Raw genomic sequence first — 15,891 nt, forward strand, 5'->3', positions numbered from 1 at the left:
CGCAGGTTGCGTGCGCATGGCCCTCATCCTCGAGCATGCGCTGCTTCCGATCTTCTTCGCGATTGTCGCCGCGCTCTATGCGTCCGTCGGACAGGCAGGCGGAACCGGCTACATCGCGATCATGGGCCTCGCAGGCTATGGCCCCGAGGTCATCAAGCCCACCGCCCTTGCGCTCAACGTCATCGTCGCCGCCATCGGATGCGCGAGATTTGCGCGCGCAGGTCTGCTGACGTGGCGAAGTTTCTATCCCTTCGCCATTCTCGGCGCACCGTTCTCGGTCCTGGGCGGCATCAGCGACTTGCCGCGCGGCCTCTATCAACCGGCGGTCGGAATATTGCTGCTCGCAGCGAGCGCATTGATGATCCGCTCTGTTGAGCGCGCGGCCGAGATCGATCGTGCCGCCGCCGCGACACCACCATTCTGGCCATCGCTCCTGGCGGGCGCCGTCGTCGGATACGTCTCTGGGCTGACAGGTGTTGGCGGCGGAATATTCCTCAGCCCACTCGTGCTCGCTTTCGGCTGGATCGCAACGCGTCAGGCGGCAGCCGTTTCCACGGTCTTCAATCTCTTGAACTCCGCCGCGGCCCTTGCCGCGATATGGACGGTGATACCCGCCATGCCGGAACCTCTCCCATGGTGGATGTTGGCCGTCGGGATAGGCGGACTGTTCGGCTCCGGACTCGGCATTCAATTCCTGTCGCCGAAGGCGCTACGCTACATACTCGCCGGCCTTCTTCTGGCGGCGGGCGTCAGAATGGTCTTCGCATAACGAGAATTCTAAAACCGCGATCCGCGCGAAGCGATGAGAGCACCCGTCAACGCATCGGCAAAATTTCGCCGCTCGTCATCCGTCAGGAATTGTCCGAACAGAACTTCCTTGCCTTGCGCGGCAAGCCGGAGTGACGTCCGCCCGTCAGGCCGGTCGACCGTGCAGCGAACGCGCGCCCAATAAGGGTTGAAATCGAACTCCTCGCGCTTTCCAGATGGATAGACGCGCGTCAGCTTAAGAAGCTCCGGCGACAGCGTCACCGTTTCGTAAAGCCGGCCCGAGCGATAGTTGAGCTTGAACGCCCAATAGATCAGCGCCACGTCGAGCCCGAAAAATCCGAAGACCGGCCATGCTCCCATCAGGAAGAAGACCATGCCGATGACGAAACTGACGAGACTGATCAGCGTCATCATGATCACAAAACCGCCGGGCGGCAGAGACCTGTGCGGGTGAAGCACAAACTGCGTCCCGTTCGAGGGTTGATTTTCGGACCGGTTATCGATCATTTCTGGTCATCCCCGTTGCGGGACTCTCGCGTGAATCTCTTTCCGAGGCCGCTGCGCATCAACGAACCGGAGCTCTGATGGCCAAAGCGTCCATGAAGATTGTACCTCCAAAGATCGGAAGTTCCGTTTCAAAAGGCAAGGCCGGAAAGCCGGGCGCCATCGCCGCAAGCAAAACCCGCAAACCGAAGCTTCTGGACGAAGCCCAAATCGCTGAGGTTTTCCGGCGCTTTCAAAAGGTAAACCCGGAACCCAAGGGCGAACTCGAGCACATCAATCCCTATACGCTCCTTGTCGCAGTCGTCCTTTCCGCACAGGCGACCGACGCCGGCGTCAACAAGGCAACGCGGCCCCTTTTCAAGGTGGTCGACACGCCGGAAAAAATGCTCGCGCTCGGCGAAGAGAAGCTGCGCGATTACATCAAGACCATTGGGCTCTATCGCGCCAAAGCGAAGAACGTTATCGGGCTATCGCAACGCCTCGTCCATGATTTCGGCGGTCAGGTTCCAGCCGATCGCGACGCGCTCGAATCTTTACCGGGCGTCGGCCGGAAAACCGCGAACGTCGTGATGAACATGGCGTTCGAGCATCCGACGATGGCGGTCGACACGCACGTCTTCCGCGTCGCCAATCGTATCGGCCTGTCGCACGGCACCACACCACTCGCCGTCGAAGAAGATTTGCTGCGCGTCGTGCCAACGGAATTTCTGATGCACGCGCACCATTGGCTGATCCTGCACGGCCGCTATCTTTGCAAAGCTCGCAAACCCGAATGCTGGCGCTGTGTCATCAGCGACATCTGTCTCTTTCCCGACAAGACGCCCGCGCCCTGAGCACACCCACCGTCATGCCGACGAAGGTCGGCACCCAGACAAGCATCAACAAGTTCGGTGGATGGATGCTGTGGGTTTCGAACGTGCCGCGCGCACCGGATGCGCTGACCGTTGTCTGGATCCCGGCCTGCGCCGGGATGACGGCGGAGCGGGACGAACACGTTTCAGAAAACAACATTGTCATCCCGGGCGAGCCGTCTTGCGAGACCCGGGATCCATTGGTCGACAGCGGTCCTGGGTCCCGGCTCTCCGCCGCGCTCCGGCCGGGATGACAAGGGTAGAGCAGGCGCGGTCGTGCTCGGTATCGCCACACCCACCGTCATGCCGACGAAGGTCGGCACCCAGACAAGCATCAACAGGTTCGGTGGATGCTGCGGGTTCCGAACGTGCCGCGCGCACCGGATGCGCTGACCGTTGTCTGGATCCCGGCCTGCGCCGGGATGACGGCGGAGCGGGACGAATATGCTTCAGAAAACAACATTGTCATCCCGGGCGAGCCGTCTTGCGAGACCCGGGAACCATTGGTTGAATGCAACCTAGCGGTCCTGGGTCCCGGCTCTCCGCTGCGCTCCGGCCGGGATGACAAGGGTAGAGCAGGCGCGGTCGTGCTCGGTATCGCCACACCCACCGTCATGCCGACGAAGGTCGGCACCCAGACAAGCTTCAACAAGTTCGGTGGATGCTGTGGGTTTCGAACGCGCCGCGCGCACCGGATGCGCTGACCGTTGTCTGGATCCCGGCCTGCGCCGGGATGATGGAGGGTTGGATGTGAGCGCGCTGGCCTTGGCCTACGGATCCAACCGCATCGCGAGACCGGCCTTGGCCATGTAGTCCTTCGCTTCGGGGATCGAATACGTGCCGAAGTGGAAGATCGAGGCCGCAAGCACCGCGCTGGCATGTCCCTTCTCGACGCCATCGACCAGATGCTGCAGCGTACCGACACCGCCTGATGCGATGACGGGGATCTTCACGGCATCAGCAATGGCACGAGTCAACGCCACGTCGAAGCCGGCTTTCGTGCCGTCGCGATCCATGGATGTGAGAAGAATTTCGCCCGCTCCCAGCTCCGCAACTTCCCGCGCGTAGGCGATGGCATCGAGACCCGTCGGCTTGCGGCCCCCGTGCGTGAAGATCTCCCAGCGCGGCGGCTCGCCTTCCCCTGAAACTTTCTTCGCATCGATCGCGACCACGATGCACTGCGCGCCGAACTTCTCGCTCGCTTCCTTGACGAAGGCACGATTGGTGACAGCCGCGGTGTTGATCGAAACCTTGTCGGCGCCCGCTTCGAGCAGCTTGCGAATATCTTCGACCGTCCGGACGCCGCCGCCGACCGTCAGCGGCATGAAGCACCGGTTCGCCGTACGCTCAACGACGTCGAAGATGGTGTCGCGGTTTTCGTGGCTCGCCGTGATGTCGAGAAAGCAAAGCTCGTCCGCGCCAGCGGCGTCATAGGCCGCCGCTGCTTCGACCGGATCTCCAGCATCGATCAGATCGACGAAATTAACGCCCTTCACGACGCGGCCGTCTTTTACGTCGAGGCACGGAATGATGCGGATTTTCAGCATATTTGCAAAGTCAGCTTTCTGATGTCAGGTCCGGCAAGTATCACGGAGGCCGAGACGCCGTCGAGAATTTTAACCAGCCGCGCCGGAACTTTGGGCCGGGCTCACGCGTTGAATTGTCCCGCGTGATTGCGCAGGCCTCCGAGGAAATGAGACTAATGCCCGACGATTTTGCTCCGAAAAACCTTCGCGCCCGCCTCGACGCGGTGCAGGAGCGCATCGCTCAGGCCCGGACCCAACTCGCGGCCCATGGCATCATCGGTGACCAAACGGATGCCTTGACGAACTTCATCGATCAGCACGATGCGATCCGAAGTTCGCTCGACACTGAAGGCACCGTGACCGAAATCCAGCACAGCAAGGCATCGGCGCAGACCGATGCCCTCGAAAAAGCTCTGACCGACTGGCTTTCGACCGTCGAGAACCGCTTCGCCGATCCAAAGCGCCGCGAGCCGAACATTTCCATGTAACGAGACGCTTCTTGGCCTTTAAGCGCCGCGCTCCCGGAGCGCGGCGAATTTGATATCGGGGAATTTCTCGCTCTTGTATTTCAGCATCCACGGGTTCTCCGCGAGGAACACGAGCGCCCCGTCGCGATCCGTCGCAAGCTCGCCCCGGTGCCCATCGACGAACTTCTGAAGCTTCGCGGGATCGTCCGCCGAAACCCAGCGCGCCAATTCGTAAGGCGGTTGCTCGAGTGTGATCGGCACGCCGTATTCAACGGCGACGCGCGACTGCAGCACCTCGAACTGCAGCTGTCCGACGACACCCAGAATCTGCCGCCCGCCTGCAATCGGCGTGAACACTTGAACGATGCCTTCCTCGGCAAGATCGTCGAGCGCGCGGTTGAGCTGCTTCGCCTTCATCGCATCCTGAATGACGACGCGGCGCAAAAGCTCCGGCGCGAAATTCGGAATGCCCGTGAACTTCAGGGCTTCCTTTTCCGACAGCGTATCGCCGACACGAAGCGTTCCGTGGTTTGGCACGCCGATGATATCGCCCGCCCACGCTTCATCCGCCGTCTCGCGGCCCTGCCCGAAGAAGAACGTTGGCGACGACACCGTCATCGCTTTGTTTTCGCGCACGTGAATGAGCTTCATCCCGCGCTTGAAACGCCCCGAGCAAAGCCGCACGAACGCCATGCGATCGCGATGGTTCGGGTCCATGTTCGCCTGCACTTTGAAGACGAAGCCCGTCACCTGATCTTCGCCGGGCTCGACCGTCCGTTGCGTCGCGGCCCTTGGCAGAGGGCCCGGCGCCCATTGCCCGAGCGCATCGAGCAACTGCTCGACGCCGAAATTCTTCAGCGCGCTGCCAAAGAAGACAGGCGACAGATGTCCCTCGCGGAAAGCCGCGAGATCGAACTGCGGCAGAGCACCCTGCGCAAGTTCGACGCCTTCGATCGTCCGATCCGCAATGCGCTCGTCGATACCTTCGATCCGGCGCAATCCCTCGAACGTGTCGAGCGGCTGCGAATGCCCATAGGACGCCCCGCGCTCCGCGCTCTCCGGCAGCAGGATCTTGTTGCCCACGAGATCGAGGACGCCGCGGAAGTCGGAACCCATGCCGACCGGCCACCCCATCGGCACGAGATCGAGCGCCAGGTCCGACGCGATCTGATCGAGCAGCGTCAGCGGATCTTCGGCTTCGCGGTCGATCTTGTTGATGAACGTGATGATCGGAATGTCGCGCAGCCGGCAAACTTCGAAAAGCTTGCGCGTCTGGCTTTCGATGCCCTTGGCCGCGTCCATCACCATGACGGCGGCGTCGACGGCCGAAAGCGTCCGGTACGTATCTTCGCTGAAGTCGGAGTGGCCCGGCGTATCGAGCAGGTTGTAGACGATGCCGTTCCGCTCGAAGGTCATGACCGACGACGTGACCGAGATGCCGCGCTGCTGCTCGATCTGCATCCAGTCGGAACGCGTGCGGCGGCGTTCGCCGCGCGCCTTGACCGCGCCCGCCATCTGGATCGCTCCCCCGAACAGAAGAAGCTTTTCCGTCAGCGTCGTCTTGCCGGCGTCAGGATGCGAGATGATCGCGAATGTCCGTCGGCGCGCGATCTCGGGCGGCAACTCGGCCCCGGTAAGCGAGGATTGGTCCATCAAGTTCAAAGAATTCAGCCCTCGACCGGCGAAACGTGGCTCGGCTCGAGCCAGATCTGGTGATACTCGGCGGGCTTTCCGAAAACTTCGCCGACATGCAGCTCAACCAAGCCGTCGTCGAACTTGACGATCGGGAAAGTCTTGCCGACGCAGCCGCGGAAAAGCGTCACCAGCTGCTTGTTGTCCTTCGGTAGGTCCGCGGGGATTTTGATAACCCGGACCTTGTCACCAATGTTCATGCCGTCTCCAGAAGTGCGAGTGCTTCTTTGGGATCGATCCGCCCATCGTATAGTGCGCGTCCGGTAATCGCGCCTTCGAGCATGCGATATTCGGGCTTTATGAGCTCTCTGACATCGGCGATCGACGCGAGGCCGCCGGACGCGATCACCGGGATGCGCGTCGCATTCGCCAACGCCGCCGTCGCCGGCAGATTGAGGCCCTTCAGAACCCCATCACGCTCGATGTCGGTATAGATGATCGCAGCGACGCCCGCATCCTCGAACCGCTGCGCGAGATCGGCCGCAGTCAGCTCCGACGTCTCCGCCCAGCCCTCAACCGCGACTTTACCACCCTTCGCGTCGATGCCGACGGCAACCTGCCCCGGAAAGCGCTTCGCAGCCTCCCGAACGAGCGCCGGATCGCGAACCGCGATGGTGCCGAGAATGACGCGGCGGATGCCCTTTTCAAGCCAAGCCTCGATGGTCGCCAAATCACGAATGCCGCCGCCAAGCTGCGCCGGGATGGTGATCGCCTTCAAAATCGCCTCGACCGCCGCGCCGTTGACGGGCTTACCCGCGAACGCACCGTTCAAGTCGACGATATGGAGATACTTGAAGCCTTGCCGCTCGAAACTGGCCGCCTGAGCCGCCGGATCGTCGTTGAACACGGTCGCGGCGTCCATTTCGCCGAGCTTGAGCCGGACGCATTGGCCGTCCTTGAGGTCAATTGCAGGAAAAAGGATCAATTCGAGCTCGCCACCTTTTGTGATGGCCCGCGACGAACCATCCATAATTTCCGTCATGCCCGCGCAGGCGGGCATCTCTCCAAGCTGATGACGAACTCCAAACCAATGCTTGGACGGATCCCCGCCTTCGCGGGGATGACGTTTGAACAAGCAGCCATCAGATTGCTATCTTCAGGCGCGATCAATCGCGTATCGCGCCCGGCGTCAAGCACCCGCATTCACGCATTGCGGCCGGCTTGGCGAAGCCAAGTCGTAATGCGAAGACAAAAAAATCATGGCCATCGCATTCCTTAACGAGCCACCGCCCATCGTCGCACGGCGTCCCCTGACGGAGAACGACGCCGTCGACATCTGGATCGCGCGCTGGCTCAGGATCCGCCCGGTAGACCTGCAACGCCGCTATGCCTGCGATCCGCGCCGGCTCTACGAGATATGGGAAGAGGTGCGGTTCCCAGGAAGCCGCAAGCGGGCACTTGAGGAGTTCCAGACCCGTTTCCCCGGCCTCGAACCACGCTTCGATCCGGGCCCCCATCGGCGAATTCCCGCCGTACCGGATCCCAGCCAGCTAAGCCTCTTCCCCGAGGTTTGACTGCAGCGGGTGGAAAAATGCTAATAAATCAATCGCTTATTCTCTGCCCTTCACGGTTGAAGGCAGTGAAATCCATCGAGGAAGTGTAAGCAGGCGCATCGCAGCAGGCGCGCATCACGTCCGCAACCAGATCAAAAGTCGAAGAACTTCCGGCGGAGCGCGTCTTCGTAATCCCTCTTGGCGGCCTTCACCTTGCTGCGAATATCGTCTTCGGCGAAGTGAGCTTCTTCCCATTTGTCGACATCAGCGATCGTCTGATTGACCGACACGAGTGCTTCTTCCCGCCTGATTGCAGCAATCCATTGCTCGACGGCGTCTTTGTACGCGCTCTGCAGTTGTTCGAGTTCAGAAACGTTGTCGTCCATGAGTCACCTTTCCGGGAACCACGACGGCTCTTTAGCTCGGTGACATGAACAGCCGAAGACAATCGACCGGCTCACATTCGATGTGAACAGCCCAGGTTACTCTGCCGCTTAAACCGCAATTCTTCTATTAAATCGGACGGTTACGGCTAGCGTTGCATCAGGGACACAGAACGTGAAATCAGATCACTGAATAAGATTCAAAAATAGCATCGCATACGGATTATTAATACTCTCCCGCTGCGTTTTGCGTTCAGTTTAGTGAGTGGTGGGGTAGTAATGTTGCGTAAAATTGCCGGCGTAGCGGCATGCGTGTCCGCTTTTCTATACGTTCAAGGAGCTTCCGCTCAGGAGTACCGCGGAAGTCTAAAAGATGGTCCAGCGATCGCTGAAGGCTACAACTGGTCCGGCTTCTACGCTGGCGCGCACGTCGGCGGTGCTTGGGGCGACGCAGACGTGAAGGACAACGCCAAAGATGGCGTCAACCCGGGACCCTTTTCCTATACGCCGTCAGGAGCCTTTGGCGGCGGCACCGCGGGCTACAATTTGCAACGTGAGAGACTCGTTTTCGGTATCGAAGCCGATCTCGGGTACTTAAACCTCACAGGGTCCGGGATCATCGGCTCGTCACACGCAAGTCAGCATCAGGACTTGACGCTCGATGGCGGTGTCTATGGTGATATCACTGCTCGCGCTGGCGTTTTGATAACGCCAACCACCCTCGTCTATGGCAAGGGAGGCTTTGCATTCTATGACGGCGAAGCCACCCAGGCGACGACCAACCCGAACTACGCACCGACTGGCACCGATACCTTCACCGGCTGGGTTGTCGGCGGCGGCATAGAGCATTTCATTACGCAGAGCTTGAGCGTGAAAGTCGAATATCTGCACTTCGATTTCGGTACTCAGGAGGGTTACCAGACTTCGCTCGTTGCCGACCCCCCAACACCGGCGGGATACAAGTTTCGCAACTGGACCGACCTGACGGCAGAGTCTGTAAAAGTCGGACTGGCCTACCACTTCTAGGTTCGTGTTCGTCCGTTGAAGAACATCAAGGGCCGGCGTTCTAGCGTCGGCCTTTGCATTGTCCCAAAACTGCGCAAAGCCCGGCCTACTCGGTTCAAAATCCTATAATTTCCGCAATTAAAACAGTGTTGCCTTGGCAACTACGTTAAGCACCCAAGAAGAACATTTTTGGAACAAACGCTGGACAAAGCCCGTGAGTCGTGGCATGTTCTTCCTATGTTCACGGGCGCCCTAAAAGAGGCGCCTCCCCGGGTCAGAGTAGCGTGTTAGACCCTCCCCGCAACACTAGGAGAGCCCCCATGCGCACCTACCTCATCTCTTACGATCTCGCTCACCCGAACCGCAATCAGCACGTTCTTGCGCAGGTCATTATGGGCCTCGGTGACAAGTGGGCTCGCCCGCTCTCCAACACCTGGTACGTGACGTCGGACCGCGAAGAGTTCGAACTCGAGACTGAGCTGCGCGAGCTTCTCGCTGAAGAGGATGGTCTTCTGATCCAGGCGACGAAGCGCGACGCGGTTATGACCAACACATCGCTCCGTTGGTTTCGTCAGCGCCGCCCAGGTCTCGACCTCGCACCCGATGGCAACGTGATCGCATTCCCGCTTCCGGCAATTGCCGCAGCCGAGCCCATGGAGCCCGAGCTGCCGTTCGCCAGGGCGGGTTGATCGGAACGCGAACAAGCGAATTCCGGTCTTTGGGCGGGGCGGGCCTTCTCCCCCCTCGCCGTTCCCAAACGGGGTTCGTCCCGTCCAAAGCCCGAAGCTGGAAGCCCGGGGATCATGCGCTAAGAGCCCCCTCGCAGGTCATGATCCCCGGCTCCCTTTAAATCTTAGACCGCTCTGCACATTTCACTGTTTGTAGCCTCGTTGCGTTCCTGCGTTTCCGCTTCTGAGCCCCCCGCACCGGAATGCTTCCCCCATGAAAACCTTCCTTCTCCATCACACCCCGAAATCCGCCAACCAGGACACCTGGACGGTGACGTTCTCGCTCCCCTACATCGCAACCGAATACGCGCCCGCTGGCAACGGTGTCTGGTACGTCCGGACGTGGCTCGGAGCCGATCAGATCAAGCGGCGCCTCGCGATTCTCTTCGATCATCCCGACGAACTTGGCGTGCACGAACTCGGCCGCGCCGATCGAGCGGCAACAGACCGGCTGAACTGGCTGCAGGGCCGTCTCGAAGACGACGACGAGCAGGACGGATCCTGGCACATGCCGCGCAGCGTCTGGAACGTGTTGCAGTCTGCCGTCGGCACACTGGCGCGCTGAAAAGCCCGCCAGTTGTCATCCAGGCCGAAGCGCAGCGCAGAGCCGCCGACCTCGAGTGCCATCCACCCCACCGTCATCCCGGCGAAGGCCGGGATCCAGGCAACCGTTCGCACATACGTTTCCTAGCGGTCCGCTCCGAACGGACAGCATCCACCCAACCTGTTGAAGCTTGTCTGGGTGCCGGCCTCCGCCGGCATGACGGAAATGGGTATGGGCCGCCGGAGAACTCGCCTCGGACGACAACGAGATCGAGAAAGGGATCGAGCGCGAAAGCTGGGCGCCAAAGGGCTTCTACGGCTTCCAGCCCAGAAAGTTCGCAATCAGCTTGAGGCCGAGCTTCTGGCTCTTCTCAGGATGAAATTGCGTGCCGGCGATATTGCCGTCGGCAACGAGCGCCGTAATCGCGCCGCCGTAGTCCGTCTCGGCGACCACGACGCGGCGCTCTTTGGGCACCATCGCGAAAGAATGCACGAAGTACGCGTGCCAGCCGTCAGGCCCCGTCGGAACCCCGTCGAGCAGCGCGTGCGGCGTGACGACGTTGAGCGTATTCCAGCCCATATGGGGAATTTTGAGCGTCGGGTCTTTAGGCTCGATGGCCCGAACCTCGCCCTTGATCCATCCGAGCCCCGGCGTCTCCACGAACTCGAGACCGCGCTCGCTCAACAGCTGCATGCCGACGCAGATGCCGAGAAACGGCCGCCCCTTTTGCCGGACGGCTTCTTCGAGCGCCGGGATCAGTCCCGGAACGCGTTCGAGCCCGGCCTTGCAATCGCCATAGGCGCCGACACCCGGCAGCACGATCCGATCGGCCGCGAGCACGTCTTCCGGACGCGGGCTGACGATGATTTTTGACACATTGGCGCTATCGCGAGCGGCGCTCTCGAAAGCTTTGGCGGCCGAATGAAGATTTCCCGACCCGTAATCGATAATGACGACGTTCTGCATCAGCGCTTGAGCCTTAAGCCCCCGCGCCGAACGGCCAGAAGCGTCCGCCGCTCGACCCGGTCGCCGCCTTGCCCGATCCATTCGGGGTATCGCTCTGAATGACCGGCTGTCCCGGCAGCCAGCTCTCGAGGAACCGCCGTTCGCACTCCGCGATCGACCGTCCATTGACGACGCCGAGCATCTGCCAGCCCTTTTGATCGAGCATCCAGCGCTTCAAGGTCGAAATCTCAAAACCGAGATAGATATTGATCATGAAAATGATCAGGCCGATCCAGTCGGGATCGATTTTGGCCTGTGCAAGCACGTAACTGAGAAGGCCTGTTCCGGCGAGATAAGCGATCGCCATCAGCCACAGCCCGTTGGCGATAAAGCCGAGAGGCGGAAAGATCGCCGTCAACCAGGAAAAGCCGTCCTTCACGAACGCGAGCTCTACCGCGCGGTCGACGCGATCGGATTCGGAAACGGGGGGCTCGTGCACGGTATATGTCGCCACGGAACTCGACACTCCTTGATCAAAACAAACGCCGGCTCGGAAATTCACGCGGAAAGCGAACTCAGCCCTGCAGCATGCCCTTCGTCGACGGGATACGGCCCGCCTGCCGCGGATCGAGAGCAATAGCGGCCCTGAGCGCCCGCGCCAAACCCTTATAGCAGGTCTCGGCTATATGGTGATTGTTCTCGCCATAAAGGTTTTCGACGTGCAGCGTGATGCCCGCGTTCTGCGCAAAGGCTTGAAACCACTCGCGGAACAGCTCTGTGTCCATTTCGCCGACCTTCGGCCGCGAGAACTCCGCCTTCCAGATCAGGAACGGCCGTCCCGACACATCCAGCGCAACGCGCGTCAGCGTTTCGTCCATCGGCAGATGCACGTCGGCATAGCGAACGATTCCCGCCTTGTCGCCGAGCGCCTTCGCGATCGCCTGCCCGATGACGATGCCCGTGTCCTCGGCGGTGTGGTGGAAGTCGATATGAAGATCGCCCTTGGCCCTGAGCGTGATGTCGATCAGCGAATGCCGGGCGAGTTGCTCCAGCATGTGATCGAGAAAGCCGATGCCCGTCGCAATGTCATAGGCGCCCGTCCCGTCGAGATCGACGGTCGCGGAGATCTCCGTCTCCTTGGTCTTGCGCGTGATCGAGGCCTGCCGTTGCTTCACGTGAATCTCTCCAACGCCCGTCATATCCTAATCCACCCTACCCCAGCGGCCAGCTCGTGTACCACGGCCTACCCCGGCGGCCGGCTCTCCGGAGGAGAGTCGCCGGGGTCAGCAAAGACTCTTCCGGACGCATGCGGGAGCGTTTATCAGCTTGTAGCCCACCCGGCCAAGGCCGGCGCACCAGCGCCGTGGCCGCAGGCAACCGGCTTCCCTTGCATCCTGCCTGCAAAAGCTTAACTGACGCGGTACAAATGACCCAACTGAGCCAAAATGCCGGCGATTCGTCGTGGCACGCCACCACAATACTCACCGTCCGCAAGGGCGGCCGAGTTGTAGTTGCCGGTGACGGCCAAGTGAGCCTCGGCCAGACGATTATCAAAGCCAACGCCAAGAAAGTCCGCCGCCTCGGCAAGGGCGATGTGATCGGCGGTTTCGCCGGCGCGACGGCCGACGCGTTCACCCTTTTCGAGCGTCTCGAAGCCAAGCTCGAGATGTATCCCGGCCAGCTGACCCGCGCGGCCGTCGAGTTGGCCAAGGATTGGCGCACAGACCGCTTTCTGCGCCGCCTCGAGGCCATGATGATTGTCGCGGATGCGACGACCACGCTCGTCCTGACCGGCACAGGCGACGTTCTGGAGCCCGAAAACGCCATCGCGGGCATCGGTTCCGGCGGCAATTATGCGCTCGCCGCCGCCCGCGCGCTTATCGACCAGCCGCTCGACGCCGAGGCGATCGCCAGAAAGGCGATGACCATTGCCGCCGAGATCTGCGTCTATACGAACAAGAACATCGTCCTCGAAACCCTCGACGCGGCGAGCTAGCGACAGGTGCGACAAGGTCCGGCGAGATGCAAACACACTCAGCTTCACGCGTTATCGCCGCGACGCCCGAGCGAATTTACGTGGCCTTCGTCAACGCGGGAGCCGTCATGGCATGGCGGCCGCCTCGCGGCATGAAATGTCAGATTCATTCGTTCGAGCCGCGCCCAGGCGGCAAATACCTGATGGCGTTCGAATACATTGGCGCCGATCATGATCTGCCCGGCAAGACGACCGAGCACGCCGACGTCATCCGCGGCCGCTTTGTGGAGCTGGTTCCCGACCAACGGATCGTCGAAGCCGTAGAGTTCGTAAGTGAGGATCCCGCGTTCTCGGACGAAATGACGATCACGACCACGCTGGCCGAAGTTCCGGACGGCACCAAGGTCACGATCCTTTGCGAGAACGTGCCGGTTGGGATACGACCCGGTGATCACGAAAAGGGCATAACCTCCTCATTGGAAAATCTTGCCGCCTTTATCGAGCGAAAGCCCGCCAGCCAACAATTGGATCACTGACCAATGCCAAGCGCATTATCACCTGAAGACCTGAAGGCTGCGGTCGAAGCGGGCGTCATCGACGCGGCGCAAGCAGAAAAGCTCAAGGCCATGCGCCGCAGCGATGCGGCCTTCGGCCCCGATGGCGAACCGGCGATGGCCGATGAGGAGCGTTTTCGCTTCCTGAACGGCTTCAACGATGTCTTCCTGACGATCGGCGTGCTGCTCGTCGCCGGCGCGTTCCTCATCGCAAGCTCGACTGCTAGCACCTTCGGCATGAGCTGGTTCGGCACGCTCGCGCTCGCCGCCGCCACGTTCTGGATCTTGAGTGAAATACTCGTCGCACGCCTGCGCGCCGTATTGCCCGGAATGGTTCTCTCGGTCCTGTTCGTTGCCTTCGCCGCCGCAGCCGTCGTCGTTCAAATGCATTGGACAAGCTTCAGCTCAGCGAACTGGAGCGTCGATTCCGAATTCGCGTTCTGGAGAAATCCATCGCTGACGTTCGGCGCGCCCGCGCTCATCGCCGCGATCATCTATTACGTGCGCTTCCGGCTACCATTCGCGCTCGCCTTGATCGCCTTCTTCGGCTACGCGGTCGTGAGCAAGGGCCTCCTGCAGGTTGCAGAGATCGGCCCGTCGATCGTCGCACTCGTCTACGGCCTAGCCGTCCTCGCCGTGGCCCTTGCCTATGATGCGCGCGATACCAAACGCGTGACGCGCCTTTCCGATTGCGCCTTCTGGCTGCAGCTCGTGGCGGCTCCGCTGATCGTTTCACCGCTGATCCTTTTCATCAAGGGTTCGACCATGGGCGGCGCGACATCAGCGGCCATCCTGGCGACGGTGTTCCTGCTCGCCATCTTCGCACTCGCGATCGATCGGCGTGCGCTCCTCGTGTCGGCGCTCCTTTACTTCACCGTCGCCGTCAATGATCTGCTCACCGGCGGCACGCTGACGAGTTTTGGCGCAGACTCCTCATCGTTCGTGCTGACGCTCGGCATCGTCGGCGCTTTCGTGCTGTTTCTGGGCGTCTTTTGGCACCCCATCAGAAACCGCATGCTGCCGTATCTGCAAAGAACTCCCCTAGCTCCATATCTTCCTGAACCGAGACAATGACCAACTTTTCACCGCGCGAAATCGTATCCGAACTCGATCGCTACATCGTTGGACAAGGCGACGCCAAGCGTGCCGTCGCCATTGCCCTTCGCAATCGCTGGCGGCGTCAGCAGTTGACCGGCGAACTGCGCGATGAGGTTTTGCCGAAGAACATCCTGATGATCGGCCCGACCGGCGTCGGCAAAACCGAAATTTCGCGCCGCTTGGCGAAGCTTGCCGGTGCGCCGTTCCTCAAGGTCGAAGCGACGAAATTCACCGAGGTCGGTTACGTCGGCCGTGACGTCGACAGCATTGTTCGCGATCTCGTCGAAGTCGGCATCGCTCTCGTCAAGGAAGCGAAGCGCCATGGCGTGCGCGCAAAGGCGGAGAAAGCAGCCGAAGAGCGCGTGCTTGATGCGCTGGTCGGCTCCGGTTCTTCCCCGGCGACGCGCGACAGCTTCCGCAAAAAACTCCGCAACAACGAATTGAACGACAAGGAAATCGATATCCTCGTCGCCGATACGACCTCGCCCATCCCTTCGTTCGATATGCCGGGCGGCTCGATGGCGACGATCAACATTGGCGAGATGCTGGGCAAAGCGCTCGGACAACGGACGAAGCCACGCCGCGTCACCGTCAAGGACAGCTTCGACATTCTGATCGCGGAAGAAAGCGACAAGCTGATCGACAACGATCAGATCGCGGGCGAAGCGATCACTGCGGTCGAGAACAACGGCATCGTCTTCCTCGACGAGATCGATAAAATTTCATCACGCGGCGAGACCGCGCGCGGCGGCGCCGACGTCTCGCGCGAAGGCGTGCAGCGCGATCTTCTCCCGTTGATCGAAGGCACGACTGTCGCGACCAAGCACGGGCCCGTGAAGACCGACCACATCCTCTTCATCGCCTCAGGCGCATTCCACGTCTCGAAACCCTCCGATCTCTTGCCGGAGTTGCAGGGTCGTCTGCCGATCCGCGTCGAGCTCAACGCTTTGACGCGAGATGACATGAAGCGCATCCTGACCGAGCCGCAGGTGAGCCTCATCCGCCAGTCGGTCGCGCTTCTGCAGACCGAAGGCGTAACGCTCGAATTCAAGCCGGATGCGATCGACGCCATTGCTGACGCCGCCGTAGAAGTGAATTCGACCGTCGAAAACATCGGCGCCCGCCGCCTGCAGACGGTACTCGAACGCGTACTTGACGATGTGTCATTCGAAGCCTCCGACCGCGGCGCGCAAACCGTCGTGATCGACGGCCCTTACGTGACCGAACGGGTCGGAACGCTTTCGAAAAACGCCGATCTGAGCCGGTTTATTCTCTAGCGTTCGTCATCCTCGGTCGAGCGGAAGCGAAGACCGGGGATCCAGCGTTAAACTTGTCGAAGACACGATATTTTGAGCCTA

Annotated in this window: 22 protein-coding genes; 13 read left to right on the plus strand and 9 right to left on the minus strand. The window is 60.9% G+C overall.

All coding sequences use genetic code 11. The features are described from left to right. Window positions 1-16: 16 nt before the first annotated feature. The gene (locus G359_RS01485; RefSeq protein ID WP_045834684.1) at window positions 17-769 is read left to right on the plus strand and encodes a sulfite exporter TauE/SafE family protein; all 753 of its coding nucleotides are present in this window, start codon (window positions 17-19) and stop codon (window positions 767-769) included. 8 nt (window positions 770-777) lie between these two features. On the opposite strand, the gene G359_RS01490 is transcribed toward G359_RS01485, so the two are convergent. After that, window positions 778-1,275 (minus strand): DUF2244 domain-containing protein, encoded by a 498-nt coding sequence (locus G359_RS01490; protein WP_045834685.1) that lies wholly within the window; start codon window positions 1,273-1,275, stop codon window positions 778-780. Between the two features lie 77 nt (window positions 1,276-1,352). On the opposite strand from G359_RS01490, the gene nth reads away from it, so the two are divergent. The 3 genes from nth to G359_RS01505 all read left to right on the plus strand — a co-directional run bounded on the left by nth (window position 1,353) and on the right by G359_RS01505 (window position 2,827). Further along, the gene (nth, locus tag G359_RS01495) at window positions 1,353-2,105 is read left to right on the plus strand and encodes an endonuclease III (protein WP_052699138.1); all 753 of its coding nucleotides are present in this window, start codon (window positions 1,353-1,355) and stop codon (window positions 2,103-2,105) included. Between the two features lie 14 nt (window positions 2,106-2,119). Then, window positions 2,120-2,377 carry a hypothetical protein gene (locus tag G359_RS01500; protein ID WP_045834686.1) on the plus strand — a complete coding sequence of 86 codons (258 nt, stop codon included), beginning with the start codon at window positions 2,120-2,122 and terminating at the stop codon, window positions 2,375-2,377. Window positions 2,378-2,473: 96 nt separating this feature from the next. Continuing rightward, window positions 2,474-2,827, plus strand: a complete 354-nt coding sequence (locus tag G359_RS01505; RefSeq protein ID WP_045834687.1) for a hypothetical protein — start codon at window positions 2,474-2,476, stop codon at window positions 2,825-2,827. A 66-nt stretch (window positions 2,828-2,893) separates the two neighbouring features. On the opposite strand, the gene hisF is transcribed toward G359_RS01505, so the two are convergent. Next, window positions 2,894-3,670 (minus strand): imidazole glycerol phosphate synthase subunit HisF, encoded by a 777-nt coding sequence (gene hisF / locus G359_RS01510; RefSeq protein WP_045834688.1) that lies wholly within the window; start codon window positions 3,668-3,670, stop codon window positions 2,894-2,896. Window positions 3,671-3,825: 155 nt separating this feature from the next. On the opposite strand from hisF, the gene G359_RS01515 reads away from it, so the two are divergent. After that, on the plus strand, window positions 3,826-4,137 hold the full coding sequence (locus G359_RS01515) for a hypothetical protein (RefSeq protein WP_045834689.1): 312 nt from the start codon (window positions 3,826-3,828) through the stop codon (window positions 4,135-4,137). Window positions 4,138-4,155: 18 nt separating this feature from the next. Here the strand turns inward: G359_RS01515 and G359_RS01520 are convergent, their stop codons facing one another. Genes G359_RS01520 through hisA form a run of 3 tightly spaced genes read right to left on the minus strand, consistent with a single transcriptional unit; the run spans window position 4,156 to window position 6,733 of the window. Beyond that, the gene (locus tag G359_RS01520; protein WP_156150639.1) at window positions 4,156-5,769 is read right to left on the minus strand and encodes a peptide chain release factor 3; all 1,614 of its coding nucleotides are present in this window, start codon (window positions 5,767-5,769) and stop codon (window positions 4,156-4,158) included. Window positions 5,770-5,783: 14 nt separating this feature from the next. After that, window positions 5,784-6,008, minus strand: coding sequence for a hypothetical protein (locus G359_RS01525; protein ID WP_045834690.1), 225 nt, complete (start codon window positions 6,006-6,008; stop codon window positions 5,784-5,786). Beyond that, entirely contained in the window at window positions 6,005-6,733 is a 729-nt protein-coding gene (gene hisA / locus G359_RS01530) for a 1-(5-phosphoribosyl)-5-[(5-phosphoribosylamino)methylideneamino]imidazole-4-carboxamide isomerase (protein ID WP_045837523.1), read from the minus strand. The genes G359_RS01525 and hisA overlap by 4 nt, the downstream gene beginning before the upstream one ends. 274 nt (window positions 6,734-7,007) lie before the next feature. Here hisA and G359_RS19850 point away from each other — a divergent pair, with 274 nt between their 5' ends. Further along, entirely contained in the window at window positions 7,008-7,322 is a 315-nt protein-coding gene (locus G359_RS19850) for a hypothetical protein (RefSeq protein WP_082072754.1), read from the plus strand. 131 nt (window positions 7,323-7,453) lie between these two features. Here G359_RS19850 and G359_RS01540 read toward each other — a convergent pair whose 3' ends face one another. Beyond that, window positions 7,454-7,687: a hypothetical protein gene (locus G359_RS01540; RefSeq protein ID WP_045834692.1), complete on the minus strand. Its 234-nt coding sequence runs from the start codon at window positions 7,685-7,687 to the stop codon at window positions 7,454-7,456. Window positions 7,688-7,963: 276 nt separating this feature from the next. On the opposite strand from G359_RS01540, the gene G359_RS01545 reads away from it, so the two are divergent. The 3 genes from G359_RS01545 (at window position 7,964) to G359_RS01555 (ending at window position 9,982) form a co-directional block, all read left to right on the plus strand. Beyond that, window positions 7,964-8,710 carry an outer membrane protein gene (locus G359_RS01545; RefSeq protein WP_045834693.1) on the plus strand — a complete coding sequence of 249 codons (747 nt, stop codon included), beginning with the start codon at window positions 7,964-7,966 and terminating at the stop codon, window positions 8,708-8,710. Between the two features lie 299 nt (window positions 8,711-9,009). Then, window positions 9,010-9,378, plus strand: a complete 369-nt coding sequence (locus tag G359_RS01550) for a hypothetical protein (protein WP_045834694.1) — start codon at window positions 9,010-9,012, stop codon at window positions 9,376-9,378. Window positions 9,379-9,631: 253 nt separating this feature from the next. Beyond that, window positions 9,632-9,982 carry a hypothetical protein gene (locus G359_RS01555; protein ID WP_045834695.1) on the plus strand — a complete coding sequence of 117 codons (351 nt, stop codon included), beginning with the start codon at window positions 9,632-9,634 and terminating at the stop codon, window positions 9,980-9,982. A gap of 291 nt (window positions 9,983-10,273) precedes the next feature. Here the strand turns inward: G359_RS01555 and hisH are convergent, their stop codons facing one another. The 3 genes from hisH to hisB all read right to left on the minus strand — a co-directional run bounded on the left by hisH (window position 10,274) and on the right by hisB (window position 12,105). Further along, window positions 10,274-10,927, minus strand: a complete 654-nt coding sequence (gene hisH, locus G359_RS01560) for an imidazole glycerol phosphate synthase subunit HisH (RefSeq protein WP_045834696.1) — start codon at window positions 10,925-10,927, stop codon at window positions 10,274-10,276. Between the two features lie 13 nt (window positions 10,928-10,940). Beyond that, window positions 10,941-11,420, minus strand: coding sequence for a DUF2628 domain-containing protein (locus G359_RS01565; RefSeq protein ID WP_045837524.1), 480 nt, complete (start codon window positions 11,418-11,420; stop codon window positions 10,941-10,943). Between the two features lie 61 nt (window positions 11,421-11,481). Then, window positions 11,482-12,105 (minus strand): imidazoleglycerol-phosphate dehydratase HisB, encoded by a 624-nt coding sequence (hisB, locus tag G359_RS01570; protein WP_045834697.1) that lies wholly within the window; start codon window positions 12,103-12,105, stop codon window positions 11,482-11,484. A gap of 227 nt (window positions 12,106-12,332) precedes the next feature. On the opposite strand from hisB, the gene hslV reads away from it, so the two are divergent. From hslV to hslU, 4 genes are read left to right on the plus strand one after another with little or no spacing between them, the layout of a single operon-like run. Further along, window positions 12,333-12,902 (plus strand): ATP-dependent protease subunit HslV, encoded by a 570-nt coding sequence (hslV, locus tag G359_RS01575; RefSeq protein ID WP_045834698.1) that lies wholly within the window; start codon window positions 12,333-12,335, stop codon window positions 12,900-12,902. A 26-nt stretch (window positions 12,903-12,928) separates the two neighbouring features. After that, a complete protein-coding gene (locus tag G359_RS01580; RefSeq protein WP_045834699.1) occupies window positions 12,929-13,417 on the plus strand; it encodes an SRPBCC domain-containing protein in 489 nt (162 codons plus the stop codon). Between the two features lie 3 nt (window positions 13,418-13,420). Then, window positions 13,421-14,509, plus strand: coding sequence for a hypothetical protein (locus G359_RS01585; RefSeq protein ID WP_045834700.1), 1,089 nt, complete (start codon window positions 13,421-13,423; stop codon window positions 14,507-14,509). Beyond that, a complete protein-coding gene (gene hslU / locus G359_RS01590; protein WP_045834701.1) occupies window positions 14,506-15,810 on the plus strand; it encodes an ATP-dependent protease ATPase subunit HslU in 1,305 nt (434 codons plus the stop codon). Before G359_RS01585 ends, hslU begins: the two co-directional genes overlap by 4 nt. Window positions 15,811-15,891 lie beyond the last annotated feature (81 nt).

Origin of the sequence: Hyphomicrobium sp. 99 (assembly GCF_000384335.2) — a bacterium.
Lineage (GTDB): Bacteria > Pseudomonadota > Alphaproteobacteria > Rhizobiales > Hyphomicrobiaceae > Hyphomicrobium_B.

Excerpts from the sequence above, each read along its gene's own strand:
- G359_RS01485 (WP_045834684.1), top strand. The coding sequence starts at position 17 with ATGGCCCTCATCCTCGAGCATGCGCTGCTTCCGATCTTCTTCGCGATT.
- G359_RS01490 (WP_045834685.1), bottom strand. The coding sequence starts at position 1,275 with ATGATCGATAACCGGTCCGAAAATCAACCCTCGAACGGGACGCAGTTT.
- nth (WP_052699138.1), top strand. The coding sequence starts at position 1,353 with ATGGCCAAAGCGTCCATGAAGATTGTACCTCCAAAGATCGGAAGTTCC.
- G359_RS01500 (WP_045834686.1), top strand. The coding sequence starts at position 2,120 with ATGCCGACGAAGGTCGGCACCCAGACAAGCATCAACAAGTTCGGTGGA.
- G359_RS01505 (WP_045834687.1), top strand. The coding sequence starts at position 2,474 with ATGCTGCGGGTTCCGAACGTGCCGCGCGCACCGGATGCGCTGACCGTT.
- hisF (WP_045834688.1), bottom strand. The coding sequence starts at position 3,670 with ATGCTGAAAATCCGCATCATTCCGTGCCTCGACGTAAAAGACGGCCGC.
- G359_RS01515 (WP_045834689.1), top strand. The coding sequence starts at position 3,826 with ATGCCCGACGATTTTGCTCCGAAAAACCTTCGCGCCCGCCTCGACGCG.
- G359_RS01520 (WP_156150639.1), bottom strand. The coding sequence starts at position 5,769 with ATGGACCAATCCTCGCTTACCGGGGCCGAGTTGCCGCCCGAGATCGCG.
- G359_RS01525 (WP_045834690.1), bottom strand. The coding sequence starts at position 6,008 with ATGAACATTGGTGACAAGGTCCGGGTTATCAAAATCCCCGCGGACCTA.
- G359_RS19850 (WP_082072754.1), top strand. The coding sequence starts at position 7,008 with ATGGCCATCGCATTCCTTAACGAGCCACCGCCCATCGTCGCACGGCGT.
- G359_RS01540 (WP_045834692.1), bottom strand. The coding sequence starts at position 7,687 with ATGGACGACAACGTTTCTGAACTCGAACAACTGCAGAGCGCGTACAAA.
- G359_RS01545 (WP_045834693.1), top strand. The coding sequence starts at position 7,964 with ATGTTGCGTAAAATTGCCGGCGTAGCGGCATGCGTGTCCGCTTTTCTA.
- G359_RS01550 (WP_045834694.1), top strand. The coding sequence starts at position 9,010 with ATGCGCACCTACCTCATCTCTTACGATCTCGCTCACCCGAACCGCAAT.
- G359_RS01555 (WP_045834695.1), top strand. The coding sequence starts at position 9,632 with ATGAAAACCTTCCTTCTCCATCACACCCCGAAATCCGCCAACCAGGAC.
- hisH (WP_045834696.1), bottom strand. The coding sequence starts at position 10,927 with ATGCAGAACGTCGTCATTATCGATTACGGGTCGGGAAATCTTCATTCG.
- hisB (WP_045834697.1), bottom strand. The coding sequence starts at position 12,105 with ATGACGGGCGTTGGAGAGATTCACGTGAAGCAACGGCAGGCCTCGATC.
- hslV (WP_045834698.1), top strand. The coding sequence starts at position 12,333 with ATGACCCAACTGAGCCAAAATGCCGGCGATTCGTCGTGGCACGCCACC.
- G359_RS01580 (WP_045834699.1), top strand. The coding sequence starts at position 12,929 with ATGCAAACACACTCAGCTTCACGCGTTATCGCCGCGACGCCCGAGCGA.
- G359_RS01585 (WP_045834700.1), top strand. The coding sequence starts at position 13,421 with ATGCCAAGCGCATTATCACCTGAAGACCTGAAGGCTGCGGTCGAAGCG.
- hslU (WP_045834701.1), top strand. The coding sequence starts at position 14,506 with ATGACCAACTTTTCACCGCGCGAAATCGTATCCGAACTCGATCGCTAC.